The organism is Actinomycetospora sp. C-140 (genome assembly GCF_054796175.1).
In genome coordinates this window covers 23688-38739 of sequence record NZ_JBTWNF010000008.1, presented here as the reverse complement: position 1 = coordinate 38739, position 15052 = coordinate 23688, and the positions used below count along the sequence as shown (strand labels likewise).

15 protein-coding genes are annotated in these 15052 nt (G+C 74.6%); 12 read left to right on the top strand and 3 right to left on the bottom strand.

Annotated features, from left to right (window positions below; all coding sequences use genetic code 11):
- Positions 1-74: 74 nt before the first annotated feature.
- The 7 genes from dapF to ACR9E3_RS14765 all read left to right on the top strand — a co-directional run bounded on the left by dapF (position 75) and on the right by ACR9E3_RS14765 (position 6886).
- Entirely contained in the window at positions 75-932 is an 858-nt protein-coding gene (gene dapF / locus ACR9E3_RS14795) for a diaminopimelate epimerase (RefSeq protein ID WP_460381281.1), read from the top strand.
- A 71-nt stretch (positions 933-1003) separates the two neighbouring features.
- Positions 1004-2530: a GTPase HflX gene (gene hflX / locus ACR9E3_RS14790; RefSeq protein WP_460381051.1), complete on the top strand. Its 1527-nt coding sequence runs from the start codon at positions 1004-1006 to the stop codon at positions 2528-2530.
- A 23-nt stretch (positions 2531-2553) separates the two neighbouring features.
- A complete protein-coding gene (locus tag ACR9E3_RS14785; RefSeq protein ID WP_460381050.1) occupies positions 2554-3516 on the top strand; it encodes a hypothetical protein in 963 nt (320 codons plus the stop codon).
- A gap of 336 nt (positions 3517-3852) precedes the next feature.
- Positions 3853-4188, top strand: a complete 336-nt coding sequence (locus tag ACR9E3_RS14780; protein WP_460381049.1) for a hypothetical protein — start codon at positions 3853-3855, stop codon at positions 4186-4188.
- Between the two features lie 250 nt (positions 4189-4438).
- Positions 4439-5617, top strand: coding sequence for a hypothetical protein (locus tag ACR9E3_RS14775; RefSeq protein ID WP_460381048.1), 1179 nt, complete (start codon positions 4439-4441; stop codon positions 5615-5617).
- A 26-nt stretch (positions 5618-5643) separates the two neighbouring features.
- A complete protein-coding gene (locus ACR9E3_RS14770; RefSeq protein ID WP_460381047.1) occupies positions 5644-6528 on the top strand; it encodes a LysR family transcriptional regulator in 885 nt (294 codons plus the stop codon).
- Between the two features lie 64 nt (positions 6529-6592).
- Positions 6593-6886, top strand: coding sequence for a hypothetical protein (locus tag ACR9E3_RS14765; RefSeq protein ID WP_460381046.1), 294 nt, complete (start codon positions 6593-6595; stop codon positions 6884-6886).
- Here ACR9E3_RS14765 and lexA read toward each other — a convergent pair.
- Positions 6817-7584, bottom strand: coding sequence for a transcriptional repressor LexA (lexA, locus tag ACR9E3_RS14760; RefSeq protein ID WP_460381045.1), 768 nt, complete (start codon positions 7582-7584; stop codon positions 6817-6819). The two genes, ACR9E3_RS14765 and lexA, sit on opposite strands and share 70 nt — an antisense overlap.
- 211 nt (positions 7585-7795) lie before the next feature.
- Between lexA and ACR9E3_RS14755 the strand changes: the two genes are divergently transcribed.
- The 3 genes from ACR9E3_RS14755 (at position 7796) to ACR9E3_RS14745 (ending at position 12424) form a co-directional block, all read left to right on the top strand.
- Complete coding sequence (locus ACR9E3_RS14755; RefSeq protein ID WP_460381044.1) at positions 7796-8371, top strand: LysM peptidoglycan-binding domain-containing protein; 576 nt, start codon at positions 7796-7798, stop codon at positions 8369-8371.
- A 583-nt stretch (positions 8372-8954) separates the two neighbouring features.
- Positions 8955-9476: a transcriptional regulator NrdR gene (nrdR, locus tag ACR9E3_RS14750; protein ID WP_460381043.1), complete on the top strand. Its 522-nt coding sequence runs from the start codon at positions 8955-8957 to the stop codon at positions 9474-9476.
- 83 nt (positions 9477-9559) lie between these two features.
- Positions 9560-12424 (top strand): vitamin B12-dependent ribonucleotide reductase, encoded by a 2865-nt coding sequence (locus ACR9E3_RS14745; protein WP_460381042.1) that lies wholly within the window; start codon positions 9560-9562, stop codon positions 12422-12424.
- A 178-nt stretch (positions 12425-12602) separates the two neighbouring features.
- On the opposite strand, the gene ACR9E3_RS14740 is transcribed toward ACR9E3_RS14745, so the two are convergent.
- Both ACR9E3_RS14740 and ACR9E3_RS14735 read right to left on the bottom strand, forming a co-directional pair.
- Complete coding sequence (locus tag ACR9E3_RS14740; RefSeq protein ID WP_460381041.1) at positions 12603-12893, bottom strand: hypothetical protein; 291 nt, start codon at positions 12891-12893, stop codon at positions 12603-12605.
- Between the two features lie 228 nt (positions 12894-13121).
- Positions 13122-13874 carry an endonuclease/exonuclease/phosphatase family protein gene (locus ACR9E3_RS14735; RefSeq protein ID WP_460381040.1) on the bottom strand — a complete coding sequence of 251 codons (753 nt, stop codon included), beginning with the start codon at positions 13872-13874 and terminating at the stop codon, positions 13122-13124.
- Between the two features lie 43 nt (positions 13875-13917).
- Between ACR9E3_RS14735 and ACR9E3_RS14730 the strand changes: the two genes are divergently transcribed.
- Complete coding sequence (locus ACR9E3_RS14730; RefSeq protein WP_460381039.1) at positions 13918-14652, top strand: HipA family kinase; 735 nt, start codon at positions 13918-13920, stop codon at positions 14650-14652.
- The gene (locus ACR9E3_RS14725; protein ID WP_460381038.1) at positions 14649-15026 is read left to right on the top strand and encodes a DUF3037 domain-containing protein; all 378 of its coding nucleotides are present in this window, start codon (positions 14649-14651) and stop codon (positions 15024-15026) included. The genes ACR9E3_RS14730 and ACR9E3_RS14725 overlap by 4 nt, the downstream gene beginning before the upstream one ends.
- Positions 15027-15052: the final 26 nt, after the last annotated feature.

The window sequence follows — 15052 nt, the reverse complement described above, 5'->3', positions numbered from 1 at the left end:
CACTTTTGCGGAGAGCGTTGTTTTGCAGATCACGCAGTCGACGCCTCGCGGGCCTGACGGACGGCGTCGCTACCCTGGGTGGTGTGGAGTTCGTCAAGGGGCACGGCACCGAGAACGACTTCGTCGTGCTCACCGACCCCGACGGCGAGATCGACCTCGACGGCGACCTGGTACGCGCGCTGTGCCACCGCCGCCGCGGCATCGGCGCCGACGGCGTGCTGCGCGTGGTGCGCACCGACGCGCCCGCCGCGGTCGCGGCCGGGGTCGGCGGCGGCGAGGCGACGTGGTTCATGGACTACCGCAACGCCGACGGCTCGCTCGCCGAGATGTGCGGCAACGGCATCCGGGTCTTCGCGCGCCATCTGCTCGTCGCGGGCCTCGTCGCGCCGGGCACCCACCCCGTCGCCACCCGCGCCGGCACCCGCTGGGTCACCGTCGACCACGAGGGCCCGGTCACCGTCGACATGGGCCCGGCGATCCTCGGGCCCGCCTCCCGCGCCGTCGTCGACACGCTCGAGATGGCCGGGGTCGCGGTCGACGTCGGCAACCCGCACCTGGCCTGCGTCCTGCCCGCCGACCTCGCGGGCACCCTCGACGACCTCGATCTCGCCCGCCCGCCCCGCCACGACGGGGCGCTGTTCCCGCACGGCGTCAACGTCGAGGTCCTGACGCCGCTGGTCGACGGGGCGGTGCGCCTGCGCGTGCACGAGCGAGGCTCCGGCGAGACCCGCTCGTGCGGCACCGGGACCGTCGCCGGCGCCGTCGCCGCGCTGCAGGCCGACGGGCGGGGCACGGGCTCCGTCACGGTGCACACCCCGGGCGGCGTGCTCGTCGTCGGTGTCGACGGCGCCACCACCACGCTCACCGGGCCCGCCGAGCTCGTGGCCCGCGGCACCTGGGGTGCGCCCGTCCCCGCGGCGCACCGAGGCTGATCGACGGCGCCGCTCCGTCTCCCGCGCGAGGTGGTTTTCGCGTTGCCCGTCGTGGAACCATGGGCGGCAACATGACAGAACCCGCACCGCAGGCCCCCCGCACCGCGACGCCGCACGCCCCCACGGGCCGTCGCGACCGCAGCAGCGACATCCGGCTCGATACCGGAGCGGCCGCCCCCGACGAGTCGCTCGAGCCCACCGGCGGTGCGCTCGACCTCGAGGAGCGCTCGTCGCTGCGGCGCGTCCCAGGTCTCACCGGCTCGTCCACCGAGCTCACCGACGTCACCGAGGTCGAGTACCGGCAGCTGCGCCTCGAGCGCGTCGTGCTCATCGGTGTCTGGACCCAGGGCACGTCCCGCGAGGCGAAGGCCTCGCTCGTCGAGCTCGCGCGCCTGGCCGAGACGGCGGGGTCCGAGGTGCTCGACGGGCTCGTCCAGCGCCGGCAGACGCCCGACCCCGGCACGTTCGTCGGCTCGGGCAAGGTCGCCGAGCTCCGCGAGACCGTGCAGGCCACCGGCGCCGACACCGTGATCGCCGACGGCGAGCTCTCGCCGGGCCAGCTGCGCCAGCTCGAGGAGAAGCTCAAGGTCAAGGTCGTCGACCGCACCGCCCTGATCCTCGACATCTTCGCCCAGCACGCCCGCTCCAAGGAGGGCAAGGCCCAGGTCGAGCTCGCGCAGCTGCGCTACTTCCTCCCGCGCCTGCGCGGGTGGGGCGAGTCGCTGTCCCGGCAGGGCGGCGGCGCCGGCGGCGGTGGCGGCGCGGGCGGCGGCGGAGTCGGCACCCGCGGGCCCGGTGAGACCAAGCTCGAGACCGACCGCCGGCGCATCCACCGCCGCATCGCCAAGCTCCGGCGCGAGATCGAGGCGATGTCGACGGTGCGCGAGACGAAGCGCGGCGGCCGCCGGCGCAACGCCGTGCCGTCGGTCGCGATCGCCGGGTACACGAACGCCGGCAAGTCGAGCCTGCTCAACGCCATCACCGACGCCGGGGTGCTCGTCGAGGACGCCCTGTTCGCGACCCTCGACCCGACCACGCGGCGCTGGGAGACCGGGGACGGGCGCGAGGTCACGCTCACCGACACGGTCGGCTTCGTGCGCCACCTGCCCCACCAGCTCGTCGACGCTTTCCGCTCGACGCTCGAGGAGGTCGCCGACGCCGACCTGCTGCTCCACGTCGTCGACGGCTCCGACCCGTCGGCGCAGGACCAGATCGCCGCGGTCCGCGAGGTGATCAACGGCCTCGACTCCCCGGCGCCGCAGGAGCTGCTCGTCGTGAACAAGGTCGACGCCGCCGAGCCGATGGCGCTCGCGGAGCTGCGCGGGGCCCTGCCCGGCGCGGTGTTCGTGTCGGCGCGGACCGGCGAGGGGCTCAACCGGCTCCGCGCCCGCCTGGCCGAGGAGCTGCCGCACCCCGACGTCGAGCTCGAGGTGCTCCTGGGCTACACCGACGGCGCCCTCGTCGCCCGCGCCCACGCCGAGGGTGAGGTGCTCGCCGAGCGCCACACCCCCGAGGGCACCGCGCTGCACGCCCGCGTCTCCGAGGAGCTCGCCGCCTCGCTGCGCGCCGCGGCCGTCGACCCCGCGCGCGTGCCCTGAGGCAGGTCGCGCTCGTCCTGCTCGTGCTCGTCGGGGTCCTCGGGCTCCCGGCGGTGGCGGCGGCGGACCCGGCCGTGCGCTGCACCCTCGACGACGAGCGGCTCGCGGAGGCGTCCGGGCTCGTCGCCGATCCGGCGGGCGGCTACGAGGTCGTCGACGACAGCGGCAACCCCAGCACCGTCTACCGGCTCGACGACCGCTGCGCCGTGGTCGGGGAGCGCGCCGTGCCGCACCGGGGCCGCGACGTGGAGGACCTCGCCCGCACCCCCGACGGCACCCTCTGGCTCGCCGACGTCGGCGACAACGGGCGCCGGCGGGACACGGTCGCGGTGCTGCGCCTCGACGCCGCCGGGGCGGAGACCGTCGAACGCCTGACCTACCCCGACGGCCCGCACGACGCCGAGTCGCTGCTCGTGCCGGCCGACGCCCGCCCGGTCGTCGTCACCAAGGACCTCAGCGGGCGCAGCGGGGTCTACGTCGTCGACGGGTCGACCCTGCGGAAGGCGGGCGAGGTCGTCGTGCCCGGCGAGGCGATGACGTCCCTGGGCGCGGGCACCTTCACCGGCGGCGCCCTCTCGGCCGACGGGCGTGTCGTCGCCCTGCGTACGTACACCGACGCCTGGCTCTACCCGGCGCCGCGGGGCACGGCCACCGCGGAGGACGTCGTCGCCGCCCTGGGTGCCGCGCCCGTGCGCGTCCCGCTGCCCGGCGAGACCCAGGGCGAGGCGCTGGCCTTCGCGCCCGACGGCACGCTGCTGACCACGGGGGAGACGCCCGCCGGGGAGGCGCCCGCGCCGCTGCACGCGATCCCCGGGGCGACGGCCCTGATCGGCGGGGCACCGACGTCGCCCTCCACCGCGCCCGCGCCCACCTCGGAGCGCGCCGGGCTGCCCCAACCGCTCGCGAGCATCGGCGTCGTCCTCGCCGTCGCCGTGGCGGTCGTCGCGCTCCTCGCCGTCGTCGCCCTGGTGCGTCGCCGGCGATAGGTGTCGCAGCGCACGCCCTCCCGGCGTGCTCAGCTGGATGTTCGCTCCTTCCCGGCGTCCGGAGTCCCCGGTCGCTCGCACATCTGTCGCCACCGCGCCACCCGGTCGGAGCAGCGTCGTCGCCCGGACGAGGGTCGGGGCGCCCCGGCCCTCCCGGGCCCTCCACGGAGATCCGGAGGGCACGTCGTCGCGGGCGTGCGGCGGTGTCACCGATCGGATCTTCGTGGTCTCGCCCACGGTGTCCGCGACCCCGGTCCGGGCCAGCCTGGGGCTGCGGATCGAGATCGATCCGTGCCCCGCCGGGACTCCGGTGGGGGCGTCGATGGAAAGGTGATCATGCCTGAGCTGCACAGCATCGAGCTCGACGAGCAGTCCGTCGAGTTCCTGCCCGCACGCACGGTCATGACCGTCCTGGGTCTCGGTGACGACGGCGACGCCGGCGGTGGCACCGACTCCGGTGACTCCGGTGACTCCGGCGACGGCGGTGACGCCGACGGCGGCTCCGGTGGGCTCGCCGTGAACGCGGCGAACATCGGGGACGACCAGGCCAACAGCGCCGGTGCGGACGCCGGTGACGCCGGCACCGCCGGCGACGCGGGGGACTCCGGTGACTCCGGGGACTCCGGTGACGCCGGCGGCGGTGCCGACTCCGGCGACGACGGCCTCCTGTAGGAGGCCGCACCCGTGAGCGAGGGCGGGGCGGGGCTCGACCCGCGAGCCCCGCCCCGCCCGCTCATCCTCGCGCCACCCGATCCCGGGAGTCGAACTGAGCACCCGCGCCGACACCCCGACGACCCGGCCGACCGCTGCGCCGGCGCCGGTACCGGGCGTCGAACTGCTGGGGCCGTACCAGGGCTCCGGTTTCCGCGAGACCCGCTACCTGGTCCGCCGCGGCGACGGGCAGATCGCGCAGCTGCCGGCGGTGCTGTACCGGATCGCCTGTCTCGCCGACGGCCGTCGCGACGCCGACGCCATCGCGGCCGCGCTCGCCGCCGAGTTCCCCGAGCACGCCGACGACCTCGCCGGCGAGCAGGGCCGCGACCGCGTGACGACGCTCGTCGAGCGACGCCTCGCGCCGGCCGGGATCACGACGGGGACGTCCGTGCCCGCGCCCGGGGACGGCCCGCCCCCGCGCCGCGACCATCTCCTCATGCTGCGCCTGCGGCGCGCGCTCGTGCCCGCCCGCGTCGTGTGGCGGATCGCCGGACTCTTCGCCGTCCTCTTCCGCCCGGTCGCCGTGGCCGCCCTGCTCGCCGCCTTCGTCGGGGTCGATCTGCTCGTCGCGGCCGGCTCCGGCTGGTCCGCGTTCGTCGGGAGCGGCCACCACCTGATCAGGGACCCGGTCTGGACCCTGGCCGTGATCGGGGTCGTGGTCGTCGCCGGGATGTTCCACGAGTGCGGGCACGTCGCGGCCTGCCGCTACGGCGGCGCGGTGCCCGGCACGATGGGCGTGGGCCTCTACATCGTCTGGCCGGCGTTCTACAGCACCGTCACCGACGCCTACCGGCTCCCGCGGCGCGGTCGCCTGCGCACGGACCTCGGCGGCGTCTACTTCAACGCGATCGCCATGACCGTGCTCGGGGCCGCCTTCCTGGCGACCGGCACGCCCTGGCTCCTGGCCGCGCTCGCCCTGCTCCACCTCGAGACCGCCTGGCAGTTCCTGCCCTCGCTGCGGCTCGACGGCTACTACGTCCTGGCCGACCTGGTCGGCGTGCCCGACCTCTTCGCCCGCATGCGCCCGATCCTGCGCGCGCTCGCCCGGCCCGGCCGCACGCCGCCCGCGGCCGTGCGCGAGCTCAAGCCGTGGGTCCGCCACACCGTCAGCGCCTGGGTGGTGCTGGTCATCCCGTTCCTGAGCTGGTGGGTGGTGCTGTTCGTCGTGCTCGCCCCCGAGCTGGCCCCGGCCGCGTGGGACGCGCTCGGCGCGCAGGCGGCGACGGTGGTCCGCGAGGCCGCGGCGCTCCGCCCTGCCGGTGCCCTGCTCGCCGTCGTGCAGATCGTCCTGCTGGTCCTCCCGTGGGTCAGCGGCACCGTGCTCGCCGTGAACCTGGCCCGCCGTCTGCTCCGCGCCCCCGTGCGGGCGCTGCGCCGTCGCCGCTGACTCTCCCTGCGCCGTAGGCTCAACGCGTGCGGTACGACCTGCTCGACCTGCGCCTGTTCCGCGCCGTGGTGGCGGAGGGGTCGATCACCGCGGGCGCGGCGCGGCTGCACCTCAGCCTGCCGTCGGCGAGCGCTCGCATCCGGGTGCTCGAGCACCACGCGGGGGTCGACCTGCTGCTGCGCGGGCGCCGCGGGGTCCGTCCCACCCCGGCCGGCAGCGCGCTCGCGCGGCACGCCGGCGAGGTCCTCGACGGCCTCGCGCGCCTCGAGGGCGCGGTCGCCGGCTACCGGCGCGCGGCCGGCACCCCGCTGACCCTGGTGGCCGGGAGCTCGGCGATGCGCCGGCTCGTGCCGCGCGCGCTCGTGGGCTTCCTCGTCGCCCACCCGGACGTCGACGTCGTGACCCGCGAGCGCCGCAGCGCGGACTCGGTGCGCCTGCTCGCCGACGGCGACGCCGACCTGGGCGTCGTCATCGCCGACGCGCGGCACGACCCGCCCGCCCCGGAGGACCGGCTGGCCGACGACTCGCTCGTGGTCGTCGGCCCGCCCGGAGGTGTCGCGTCCGCCCGGGACGCCATGACGTTCCGGGAGGTCGCCGAGCACCCGCTCGTCGGGCTCGAGCCGGACGCGCCGCTGGCGCGCACCCTCGAGGCGAACCTCGGGGACGGCGCGCCCGTCGCCCGCTACCGGGGCCGCGCGGTCGACCTCGGCACCGTCGTCGACCTGGTCGCGGCCGGCGTAGGCCTCGCCGTCGTGCCGCGCCACACCGTCGACCCGGCGCGGGGCCTCGCGGTCTGCGACCTGGCGGAGCCGTTCGCCCGGCGCACGCTCGTGCTGCGTCGCGGGGCCCGCCCCGGACCCGGCGTGGACGACCTCGCCGAGCACCTACGGCGCGCTGCTGCCTCTGCCTGAGCCGAAGGCAGGGTTCCGCGATCGCGCATGGTGCCGGCGGGCGGTGAGAGCGACGCTCGACCACGTGGAGCGCTCACCCCGGCCCGTCGCCCGCCGCGACCCGTCGCCCGCGCTCGGGACGGCGGTGCGGCGCGCCCTGCCGTCGCTGCTCGTCCCGGCCGTGCTCGTCGGTGGGGTGCTGGCCTCGCGGGGCGGGTCGGCGGAGCGGGCGCTCGGTGTCCTCGTCCTGCTCGCGGTGCTCGGCGGCGCAGCCCTCGTGGCCGCGGCCGGCCTGTGCGCCGCCGCGCGTCAGAGGCGACGCAGGACGGCCACGACCTTGCCGAGCACGGTGGCGTCCTCACCGGGGATCGGGTCGTAGTCGGGGTTGTGGGGCAGCAGCCAGACGCGCCCGTCCGTGCGCTTGAACGTCTTGACCGTGGCCTCGCCGTCGATCATCGCGGCGACGATCTCGCCGTTGTCGGCGACGGGCTGCTGGCGCACGACCACCCAGTCGCCGTCGGTGATCGCGGCGTCGACCATCGAGTCGCCGGCGACGCGCAGGAGGAACAGCGACCCCTCGCCGACGAGCTCGCGAGGCAGCGGGAAGACCTCCTCGACGGCCTGCTCGGCGAGGATCGGGCCACCGGCGGCGATGCGGCCGACGACCGGCACGAAGGTGGGCGCGGGGCGGTCGGCCCGGAGCTCCTCGGTGTGGTCCGCCGCCTCGGCGCCCTCGAGCTCCTCGGGGAGGCGGACGTCCAGCGCGCGCGGACGGTTGGGGTCGCGCCGCAGATAGCCCTTCTTCTCGAGGGTGCGCATCTGGTGGGCCACCGACGACGTGGACGTCAGCCCGACCGCGTCGCCGATCTCACGGACGCTCGGCGGGTAGCCGTTGCGCTCGACGTGGTCGCGGATGACCTCGAGGACCTTGCGCTGACGGGGCGTCAGCCCGGGGGAGGCGTCGGCGTCGGCCGGCTCCGGGAACGGGTGCACCCGGGCGGGGACGACGGCGTCGGCCATCTCGGCCCGGGCCCCGGGCTCCTCGGGGCCGTCCGGGCCCTGGGGCGTGCGTGCCATGGCCGTGTGTCCTTCCGACGGTCCTGTCCTTCCGTCCCGGCGGGCGGCACGCCCGCAGGGGTCTCGAGCAGCGAAGTTAGCGCCGCGGACCGGCGGGATCAAACACGTGTTCGAACGACACGCCGTGCGATCCGTCGACGTTGTCGGGGGTCGATGCTAGACATCGCACACGCGTTCGATCGAACGCGTGTGCGAGCCGAGGAGGTCGACCATGTTCGTCGGGACGAGCCGCTGCGACGTCGAGGTGCCGGGTCCGCGCGAGGAGGGCCCGTCCGGGGCGAGCCCCGCCCGTGCCGTCGCCACCCGCCCCGCCGCGCGGCCCCAGCCCGCCGGGTCGCGGCCCGCGCGGCCGGAGGAGACGCGGGGGCCGGTGCGTCCGGCCGGCCGGCGCTCCCCGGCGGCGCTGCCCCCGGTCCGCCCCCGGGTCGCGGGCGGCGGCGTGCACGCCCCGGTCGCCGCGCCCTCGGTCGCGACCCCGGCGGTGCTGCGGCGGCGGCGGGTCGCCGCCGTCCTGGTCCTCGGGGCCCTGCTGGGTGTGCTGGTCGGGGTGCTCGTCGGCCTCGTCGTGCCCGACGCCGCGGCGCCCACCGTCCCCGTGCCCGCGGGCACCTCCGTGGCCGTCGTCGGTGCCGGCGAGTCGCTCGACGACGTGGCCGGCCGTGTCGCCCCGGGTGCCGACACCGGGGCCGTCGTGGCCCGTATCCGCGAGCTCAACGGGCTCGAGGGGTCCGCCGTCGCGACGGGGCGCCCGCTCGTGGTCCCGGGGTCCTCGTCCCTCGCGGGGTGAGGCCCGGGGTCGCCCCGGCCGGCGCCGGAGGCTCGCGGAGATCGCCGATCCGATGACGATCGGCCGCCCCGTGGCGGCATCTCGTCACCCGATCCGTGCTCTCCGACCCACCTCCGCCGCGCCGTTCCCGACGGCCGGCATCGCGGCCCGCGAGGCGGCCGGCGCCCTCTGCTGTCCGGTCCGCGCCGCCGCCCGAGGTCCGTGTCCACCCACTCGGGCACCGCCCGTCTCCCTGGTCCCCGCGGAGATCCGCTGATCCACGGGTGACGGCCGTTCGGCGCCCGGGTGTCCGGCAGCGGTCCGGTGGCTTGCGCGGCGTGTCCGCGCGTCGCTACCGTCCCACCCCAACATCTAGTGGTTACACTGGTGTAGTTAGTCCACAGCTTGTGCACACCGGTCGGGCGGCTCTCCACAGGGCTTTCCACCGGAACGGCGGTGGTGCTCCACCGGCGGGGGCGCCCGATCCACGGACCGGGCCCGGCGATCCCCAATCCGTCCCCAGGGCGGAGGGGAATCCAGGCGCGGTCCACGCGTGGGTGGGGACAACTCCGGTCGGGGCGCCCACGGGGGAGGAGGAGTCCGCATGCGCTGTCCGTTCTGCCGGCACACCGACTCCCGCGTGGTCGACTCGCGCGAGGCCGACGAGGGTCAGGCGATCCGGCGACGCCGGTCGTGCTCGTCGTGCGGGAAGCGGTTCACCACCGTCGAGGAGCCGGTGCTCGCCGTGCTCAAGCGCAGCGGGGTCACCGAGCCGTTCAGCCGCGACAAGGTCGTGCGCGGCGTGGCACGGGCCTGCCAGGGACGCCCGGTCGACCCGGACGCCCTGGCGCAGCTCGCGCACAAGGTCGAGGAGACCGTCCGGGCCGGGGGCACCGCCGAGGTGCCCAGCCAGGAGGTCGGCATGGCGATCCTCGGCCCGCTGCGCGAGCTGGACGAGGTGGCCTACCTGCGCTTCGCGAGCGTCTACCGGAACTTCTCGTGCGTCGCCGACTTCGAGGCCGAGATCGCCGACCTGCGCGGATCGCGGGGCGGCGCTGTCGGGGGTGCGGGCGACACTGCGGACGAACCGGCGGCGGACACCGTCGGGGCACGGGCCGGGGACTGACAGTCGGGGACACGGGTGACGGGTCGGAGCGCGGGGAAGCGCCGCCGGACCGTCGCAGAACGACGAGTAGAGGGATGACACGGATGACGGAGACCGTCGGCACCACGTCCGGGGAGTCGGACACCGCCGCGCCGCGGCGGGGCCTGACCATCGAGCGCGTCCACACCACCCCGGGTGTCCACCCGTACGACGAGGTCGTGTGGGAGCGCCGTGACGTGGTGATGACGAACTGGCGCGACGGCTCGGTCAACTTCGAGCAGCGTGGTGTCGAGTTCCCGCAGTCGTGGTCGGTCAACGCCGTCAACATCGTCACGAGCAAGTACTTCCGCGGGGCGCTCGGCACCGAGGCGCGCGAGTCGAGCCTGCGTCAGCTGATCGACCGGGTGGTGGGCACCTACACCGGGTCGGGCACGCACCACGGCTACTTCGCGACGCCGGAGGACGCCGAGGTCTTCTCCCACGAGCTGACCTGGATGCTGCTGCACCAGTACTTCAGCTTCAACTCGCCGGTCTGGTTCAACGTCGGCACCAGCTCGCCGCAGCAGGTCAGCGCCTGCTTCATCCTGTCGGTCGACGACACGATGGAGTCGATCCTCAACTGGTACCGCGAGGAGGGGCTGATCTTCAAGGGCGGCTCCGGGGCCGGCCTCAACCTCTCGCGCATCCGCTCGTCGAAGGAGCTGCTGTCCTCGGGCGGCACCGCGTCGGGCCCGGTGTCGTTCATGCGCGGGGCCGACGCCTCGGCCGGCACCATCAAGTCCGGCGGCGCCACCCGGCGCGCGGCGAAGATGGTCGTCCTCGACGTCGACCACCCCGACGTCGCCGAGTTCGTCGCCACCAAGCGCGACGAGGAGCGCAAGATCCGCGTCCTGCGCGACGCCGGGTTCGACATGGACCTCGGCGGCAGCGACATCGCCTCGGTGCAGTACCAGAACGCCAACAACTCGGTGCGCGTCTCCGACGAGTTCATGCGCGCCGTCCAGTCCGGCTCGGAGTTCGGCCTGCGTGCGCGGATGACCAATGAGGTCATCGACTCCGTCGACGCCAAGCAGCTCTTCCGCAGCATGGCCGAGGCCGCCTGGGAGTGCGCCGACCCGGGGCTGCAGTACGACGACACGATCAACGACTGGCACACGTCGCCGGAGTCGGGGCGCATCACCGCGTCCAACCCGTGCTCGGAGTACCTGCACCTGGACAACTCCAGCTGCAACCTCGCGTCGCTGAACCTCATGAAGTTCCTCGACGACGACAACACCTTCCGCGTCGACGACTTCGTGCGCTCGGTCGAGCTGGTCATCACCGCGATGGACATCTCGATCTGCTTCGCCGACTTCCCCACCGAGGCGATCGGGGACACCACCCGCGCGTTCCGCCAGCTCGGCATCGGCTACGCCAACCTCGGCGCGCTGCTGATGGCCACCGGCCGGGCGTACGACTCCGAGGGCGGCCGCGCCCTCGCGGCGTCGATCACCTCGCTGATGACGGGCACCGCCTACCGCCGCTCCGCCGAGCTCGCCGGCGCCGTCGCGCCGTACGACGGCTACGCCCGCAACGCCGACGCGCACCGCCGGGTCATGCGCAAGCACGCCGCGGCCAACGACGCCATCCGCACCATGCACCGCGAGGACGGGCGCATCCGTGACGCCGCGACGCAGCAGTGGCAGACCGGTCTCGAGATCGGGTCGAAGGACGGCTGGCGCAACGCGCAGGCCAGCGTGCTCGCCCCCACCGGCACCATCGGCTTCATGATGGACTGCGACACCACCGGGGTGGAGCCGGACTTCTCGCTGGTCAAGTTCAAGAAGCTGGTCGGCGGCGGCTCGATGCAGATCGTCAACCAGACCATCCCGCGCGCGCTCGACCTGCTCGGCTACCAGGCCGAGCAGAGCGAGGCGATCGTCGAGTACATCGCCGAGCACGGCCACGTCATCGACGCCCCGGGCCTGCGCCCCGAGCACTACGAGGTGTTCGACTGCGCGATGGGCCAGCGCTCGATCGCCCCGATGGGCCACGTGCGCATGATGGCCGCGGTCCAGCCGTTCATCTCCGGCGCGATCTCGAAGACGGTCAACATGCCCGAGCAGGCGACCGTCGAGGACGTCGAGGAGATCTACTTCGAGTCCTGGAAGATGGGGCTCAAGGCGCTCGCGATCTACCGCGACAACTGCAAGGTCGGCCAGCCCCTGTCCACCGGCAAGTCGGGCAGCGGCGAGAAGGCCACCGAGACCGCCGCTCCGGCCGTGGTCGAGCAGCGCCCGGTGCGCAAGCGCCTGCCGAAGAAGCGCCCGAGCGAGACGGTGTCGTTCACCGTCGCGGGCGCCGAGGGCTACATGACGGCGGGGTCGTACCCCGACGACGGTCTCGGCGAGATCTTCGTCAAGATGTCGAAGCAGGGCTCGACGCTCGCCGGCGTGATGGACGCCTTCTCGATGTCCATCTCCATCGCGCTGCAGTACGGGGTGCCGCTGGAGACCTACGTCTCGAAGTTCGTCAACATGCGCTTCGAGCCCGCCGGCATGACCGACGACCCCGACGTCCGCATGGCCACCAGCGTCGTCGACTACCTGTTCCGGCGCATCGCGCTCGACCACCTGCCCTACGAGAAGCGGGCCCAGCTCGGCATCTTCTCCGCGGACGAGCGCTCGGCCCAGGTCGCGGCCACCGACTACGGCACCGGGGCCCCCACGGCACCGGCGCCGGCGGCCGATCCCGCGATCGACGTCGACGCGCTGCGCACGTCGCTGGACGTGTCGACCTCGGAGTCCGAGGAGCGCACGCCGGCGCAGCGCAAGGCCGACGTCTCGGTCGGCAGCTCCACGGAGCTGCTCGAGCTGCAGCAGGGGAAGGCGGCCGACGCGCCGCTGTGCCTGACCTGCGGCACGAAGATGCGTCCGGCCGGGTCCTGCTACGTCTGCGAGGGCTGCGGCTCCACCAGCGGCTGCAGCTGACACACCCCGGATCCGCTCCCCGGCACCGCCGGGGCGCCCGGAGCCCCCGTCCGGCTCCGGGCGCCCCCGGTGGGGGACCGTGCCCGCCGCCATTGTGTGTCGAATTGCTCGGGGCAGCTGGAACGAGTTCCCCGCCCCGGTCGGGAAAGATGTCCCGGCCGAGGCGGGAAATCCTGCCCTACGAGAACTTCGACCACTCCGTCCACGCGGCGTTCGGATCCGTCGACACCTTCCACATGCTCCAGTCCTGGTTGTCCACGTCGACCGCGAAGACCTGGATACGGCCGTCCTCGAGCCGGCCTGCGGTGATGGAGCGCAGGGACGCGGGCGAGGCGAACTGCTGCCAGCCCGACCACGGCCCGTCAGGGCTGGTCGTGGTCTTGAAGCGGGTCCACAGATTGTTGTTCGTGTCGATCTCGAAGATCTGCAGACGGCCGTCGGACAACTGCTCGACAGTCAGGTCACTCATGTCTTCCCCCTCGATTCCCCGGTGTCGTGCGACATCGCGGTTCGCCGAGGTTAGGGAGGTTCGATCAGGGCGGGAACTCCGCCAACCGGGGAGTATGCGCACTGCTCGCGATCAGTAGCGCGTCGTGGCGATTGATTGTCCGTGTTGTCGTTCTCGGTCGGCCATCAATGTCCCTCTTGGGCCGATTCGGAGTATCGCCGAAGCGTGATACGCAATTCTGCTTATCTCTCAGCCGGCGGGGACCACGGTCGCCGAGAGCGCCCGGTGGTCCGACAGCGGCGGGTGGTGCACGCGCGGGGCGGAGGCGAGGACGCCCCGGCCCAGCAGGTGGTCGATCTGGCGGCGGGGAGCGTCGGCGGGGAAGGTGCGCCCGCTGACGAGTCCGGTCAGGCCGCCGACGAGCCGGGCGCGCCGTACGCCGAGGTTGAGGTCGCCGGTGAGCACGAGCGGGTCCTCGGTGCGCAGGCGGCGCGCGAGGTGGCGCAGCTGGACGAGGTTCCAGCCCGGGATGAACGACAGGTGCGTGGTCACCACCGTCACCGGCCCGTGGGGGCCGACGACGCGGGCGGCGACGGCGGTGCGGGGCTCGTCGCGCACCACGACCAGGCGGCGGGGATGGCCGAGCACCAGGGGCACGTCGCGGGGCAGCCGCGGCAGCGTCACCACCCGCCAGTCGACGACGGGCAGCCGCGAGAGCAGCGCGATGCCGTACGCCGGCGAGCTCCCTGCCCCGTTCTCCGGCGTCCACGCCTCGGGCACGCCGTGCAGGGTGGGCACGAACCGGTGCTCGACCGCCCCCATCGCGTCGGCGGCGACCCGGGTGAGGTCGAGGCCGCCGGACCGCGGCTGGGCGCGGTCGACCTCCTGGAGCCCGAGGACGTCGACGTCGAGGCCGGCAACCGCGTCGGCGAAACGGCCGCCGTCGACGGGGCCGTCGGCGGTCGCGGCGCCGTGCAGCACGTTCCAGGTCCCGAGGCGCACGGCCCCCAAGGTTGCCCGGTGGGCGACCGGGGAGGATGACCGGGTGTCCGCACTGCGCCGGGTGACCGCCACCCGGTACGTCACCCCGCTCCGTGAGGGCGGCTCGCTCCCGGGGCTCGTCGAGGCCGACGACCTCGGCACGTACGTCGCCAAGTTCACCGGTGCCGGACAGGGACCCACGGCGCTGGTCGCCGAGGTCGTCGCCGGGGAGCTCGCCCGGCGGCTCGGGCTGCGGGTGCCCGAGCTGGTGGTGCTCGACCTCGATCCCGTCATCGCCCGCGCGGAGCCGGACTGGGAGGTCCAGGAGCTCCTCGCCCGCAGCGGCGGCGCGAACCTCGGCATGGACTTCCTGCCGGGCGCGATCGGCTTCGACCCGGTCGCGCACGCCGTCGAGCCGCTCGAGGCCTCCCGGGTCCTGTGGTTCGACGCCTTCGTCGAGAACGTCGACCGCTCCTGGCGCAACCCCAACCTGCTGCGCTGGCACCGCGAGCTGTGGCTGATCGACCACGGCGCCTGCCTGTACTTCCACCACAGCTGGGCCCGCGCGGCCGCGGTGGTCGCCCGTCCCTACGACCTCGCCGACCACGTCCTGGCACCGGTCGCGACCGCCCGCGCCGAGGCCGACCGCGAGCTCGCCGCGCGGATCGACCGGGCGCTGCTGACCGAGGTCGTCGCGCTCGTGCCGGACGAGTGGCTGGACGACGGCGGTCAGCGCGCCGCCTACGTCGAGCACCTCCTGGCCCGGCTCGCCGAGCGAGAGGCCTGGGTGCCGACGTGAAGGACACCTTCGAGTACGCCCTGCTGCGCGTGGTGCCCGACATCGAGCGCGGCGAGCTGGTCAACGTCGGCGTGCTCCTCTACTGCCGCCACCGCGAGCACCTCGCGGCGCGCATCGCCCTCGACGTCGACCGCGTCCGCGCGCTCGACCCGCACACCGACCTCGACGCCGTCCGGGACGCGCTCGACGCCTGGGAGCGCGCGGTGCGGGGGGAGGGGCCGGCCGGCGTCCTGTCGGCGGGCGAGCGGTTCCGCTGGCTGACCGCGCCGCGCAGCACCGTCCTCCAGCCCGGCCCGGTGCACACGGGGCTCACGGCGGACCCGGAGGCGGAGATCGACCGGCTGGTCACGCGACTGGTCCGCCCGACCTCCTGAATCGGTCCGCCGTTTCCCGGGGGTGC

What these genes read in the sequence shown, in the direction of transcription:
- lexA (WP_460381045.1), bottom strand. Translation starts at nt 7,584, where the DNA reads ATGGCACGCACGCCCCAGGGCCCGGACGGCCCCGAGGAGCCCGGGGCC.
- ACR9E3_RS14740 (WP_460381041.1), bottom strand. Translation starts at nt 12,893, where the DNA reads ATGAGTGACCTGACTGTCGAGCAGTTGTCCGACGGCCGTCTGCAGATC.
- ACR9E3_RS14755 (WP_460381044.1), top strand. Translation starts at nt 7,796, where the DNA reads ATGTTCGTCGGGACGAGCCGCTGCGACGTCGAGGTGCCGGGTCCGCGC.
- hflX (WP_460381051.1), top strand. Translation starts at nt 1,004, where the DNA reads ATGACAGAACCCGCACCGCAGGCCCCCCGCACCGCGACGCCGCACGCC.
- nrdR (WP_460381043.1), top strand. Translation starts at nt 8,955, where the DNA reads ATGCGCTGTCCGTTCTGCCGGCACACCGACTCCCGCGTGGTCGACTCG.
- ACR9E3_RS14745 (WP_460381042.1), top strand. Translation starts at nt 9,560, where the DNA reads ATGACGGAGACCGTCGGCACCACGTCCGGGGAGTCGGACACCGCCGCG.
- ACR9E3_RS14780 (WP_460381049.1), top strand. Translation starts at nt 3,853, where the DNA reads ATGCCTGAGCTGCACAGCATCGAGCTCGACGAGCAGTCCGTCGAGTTC.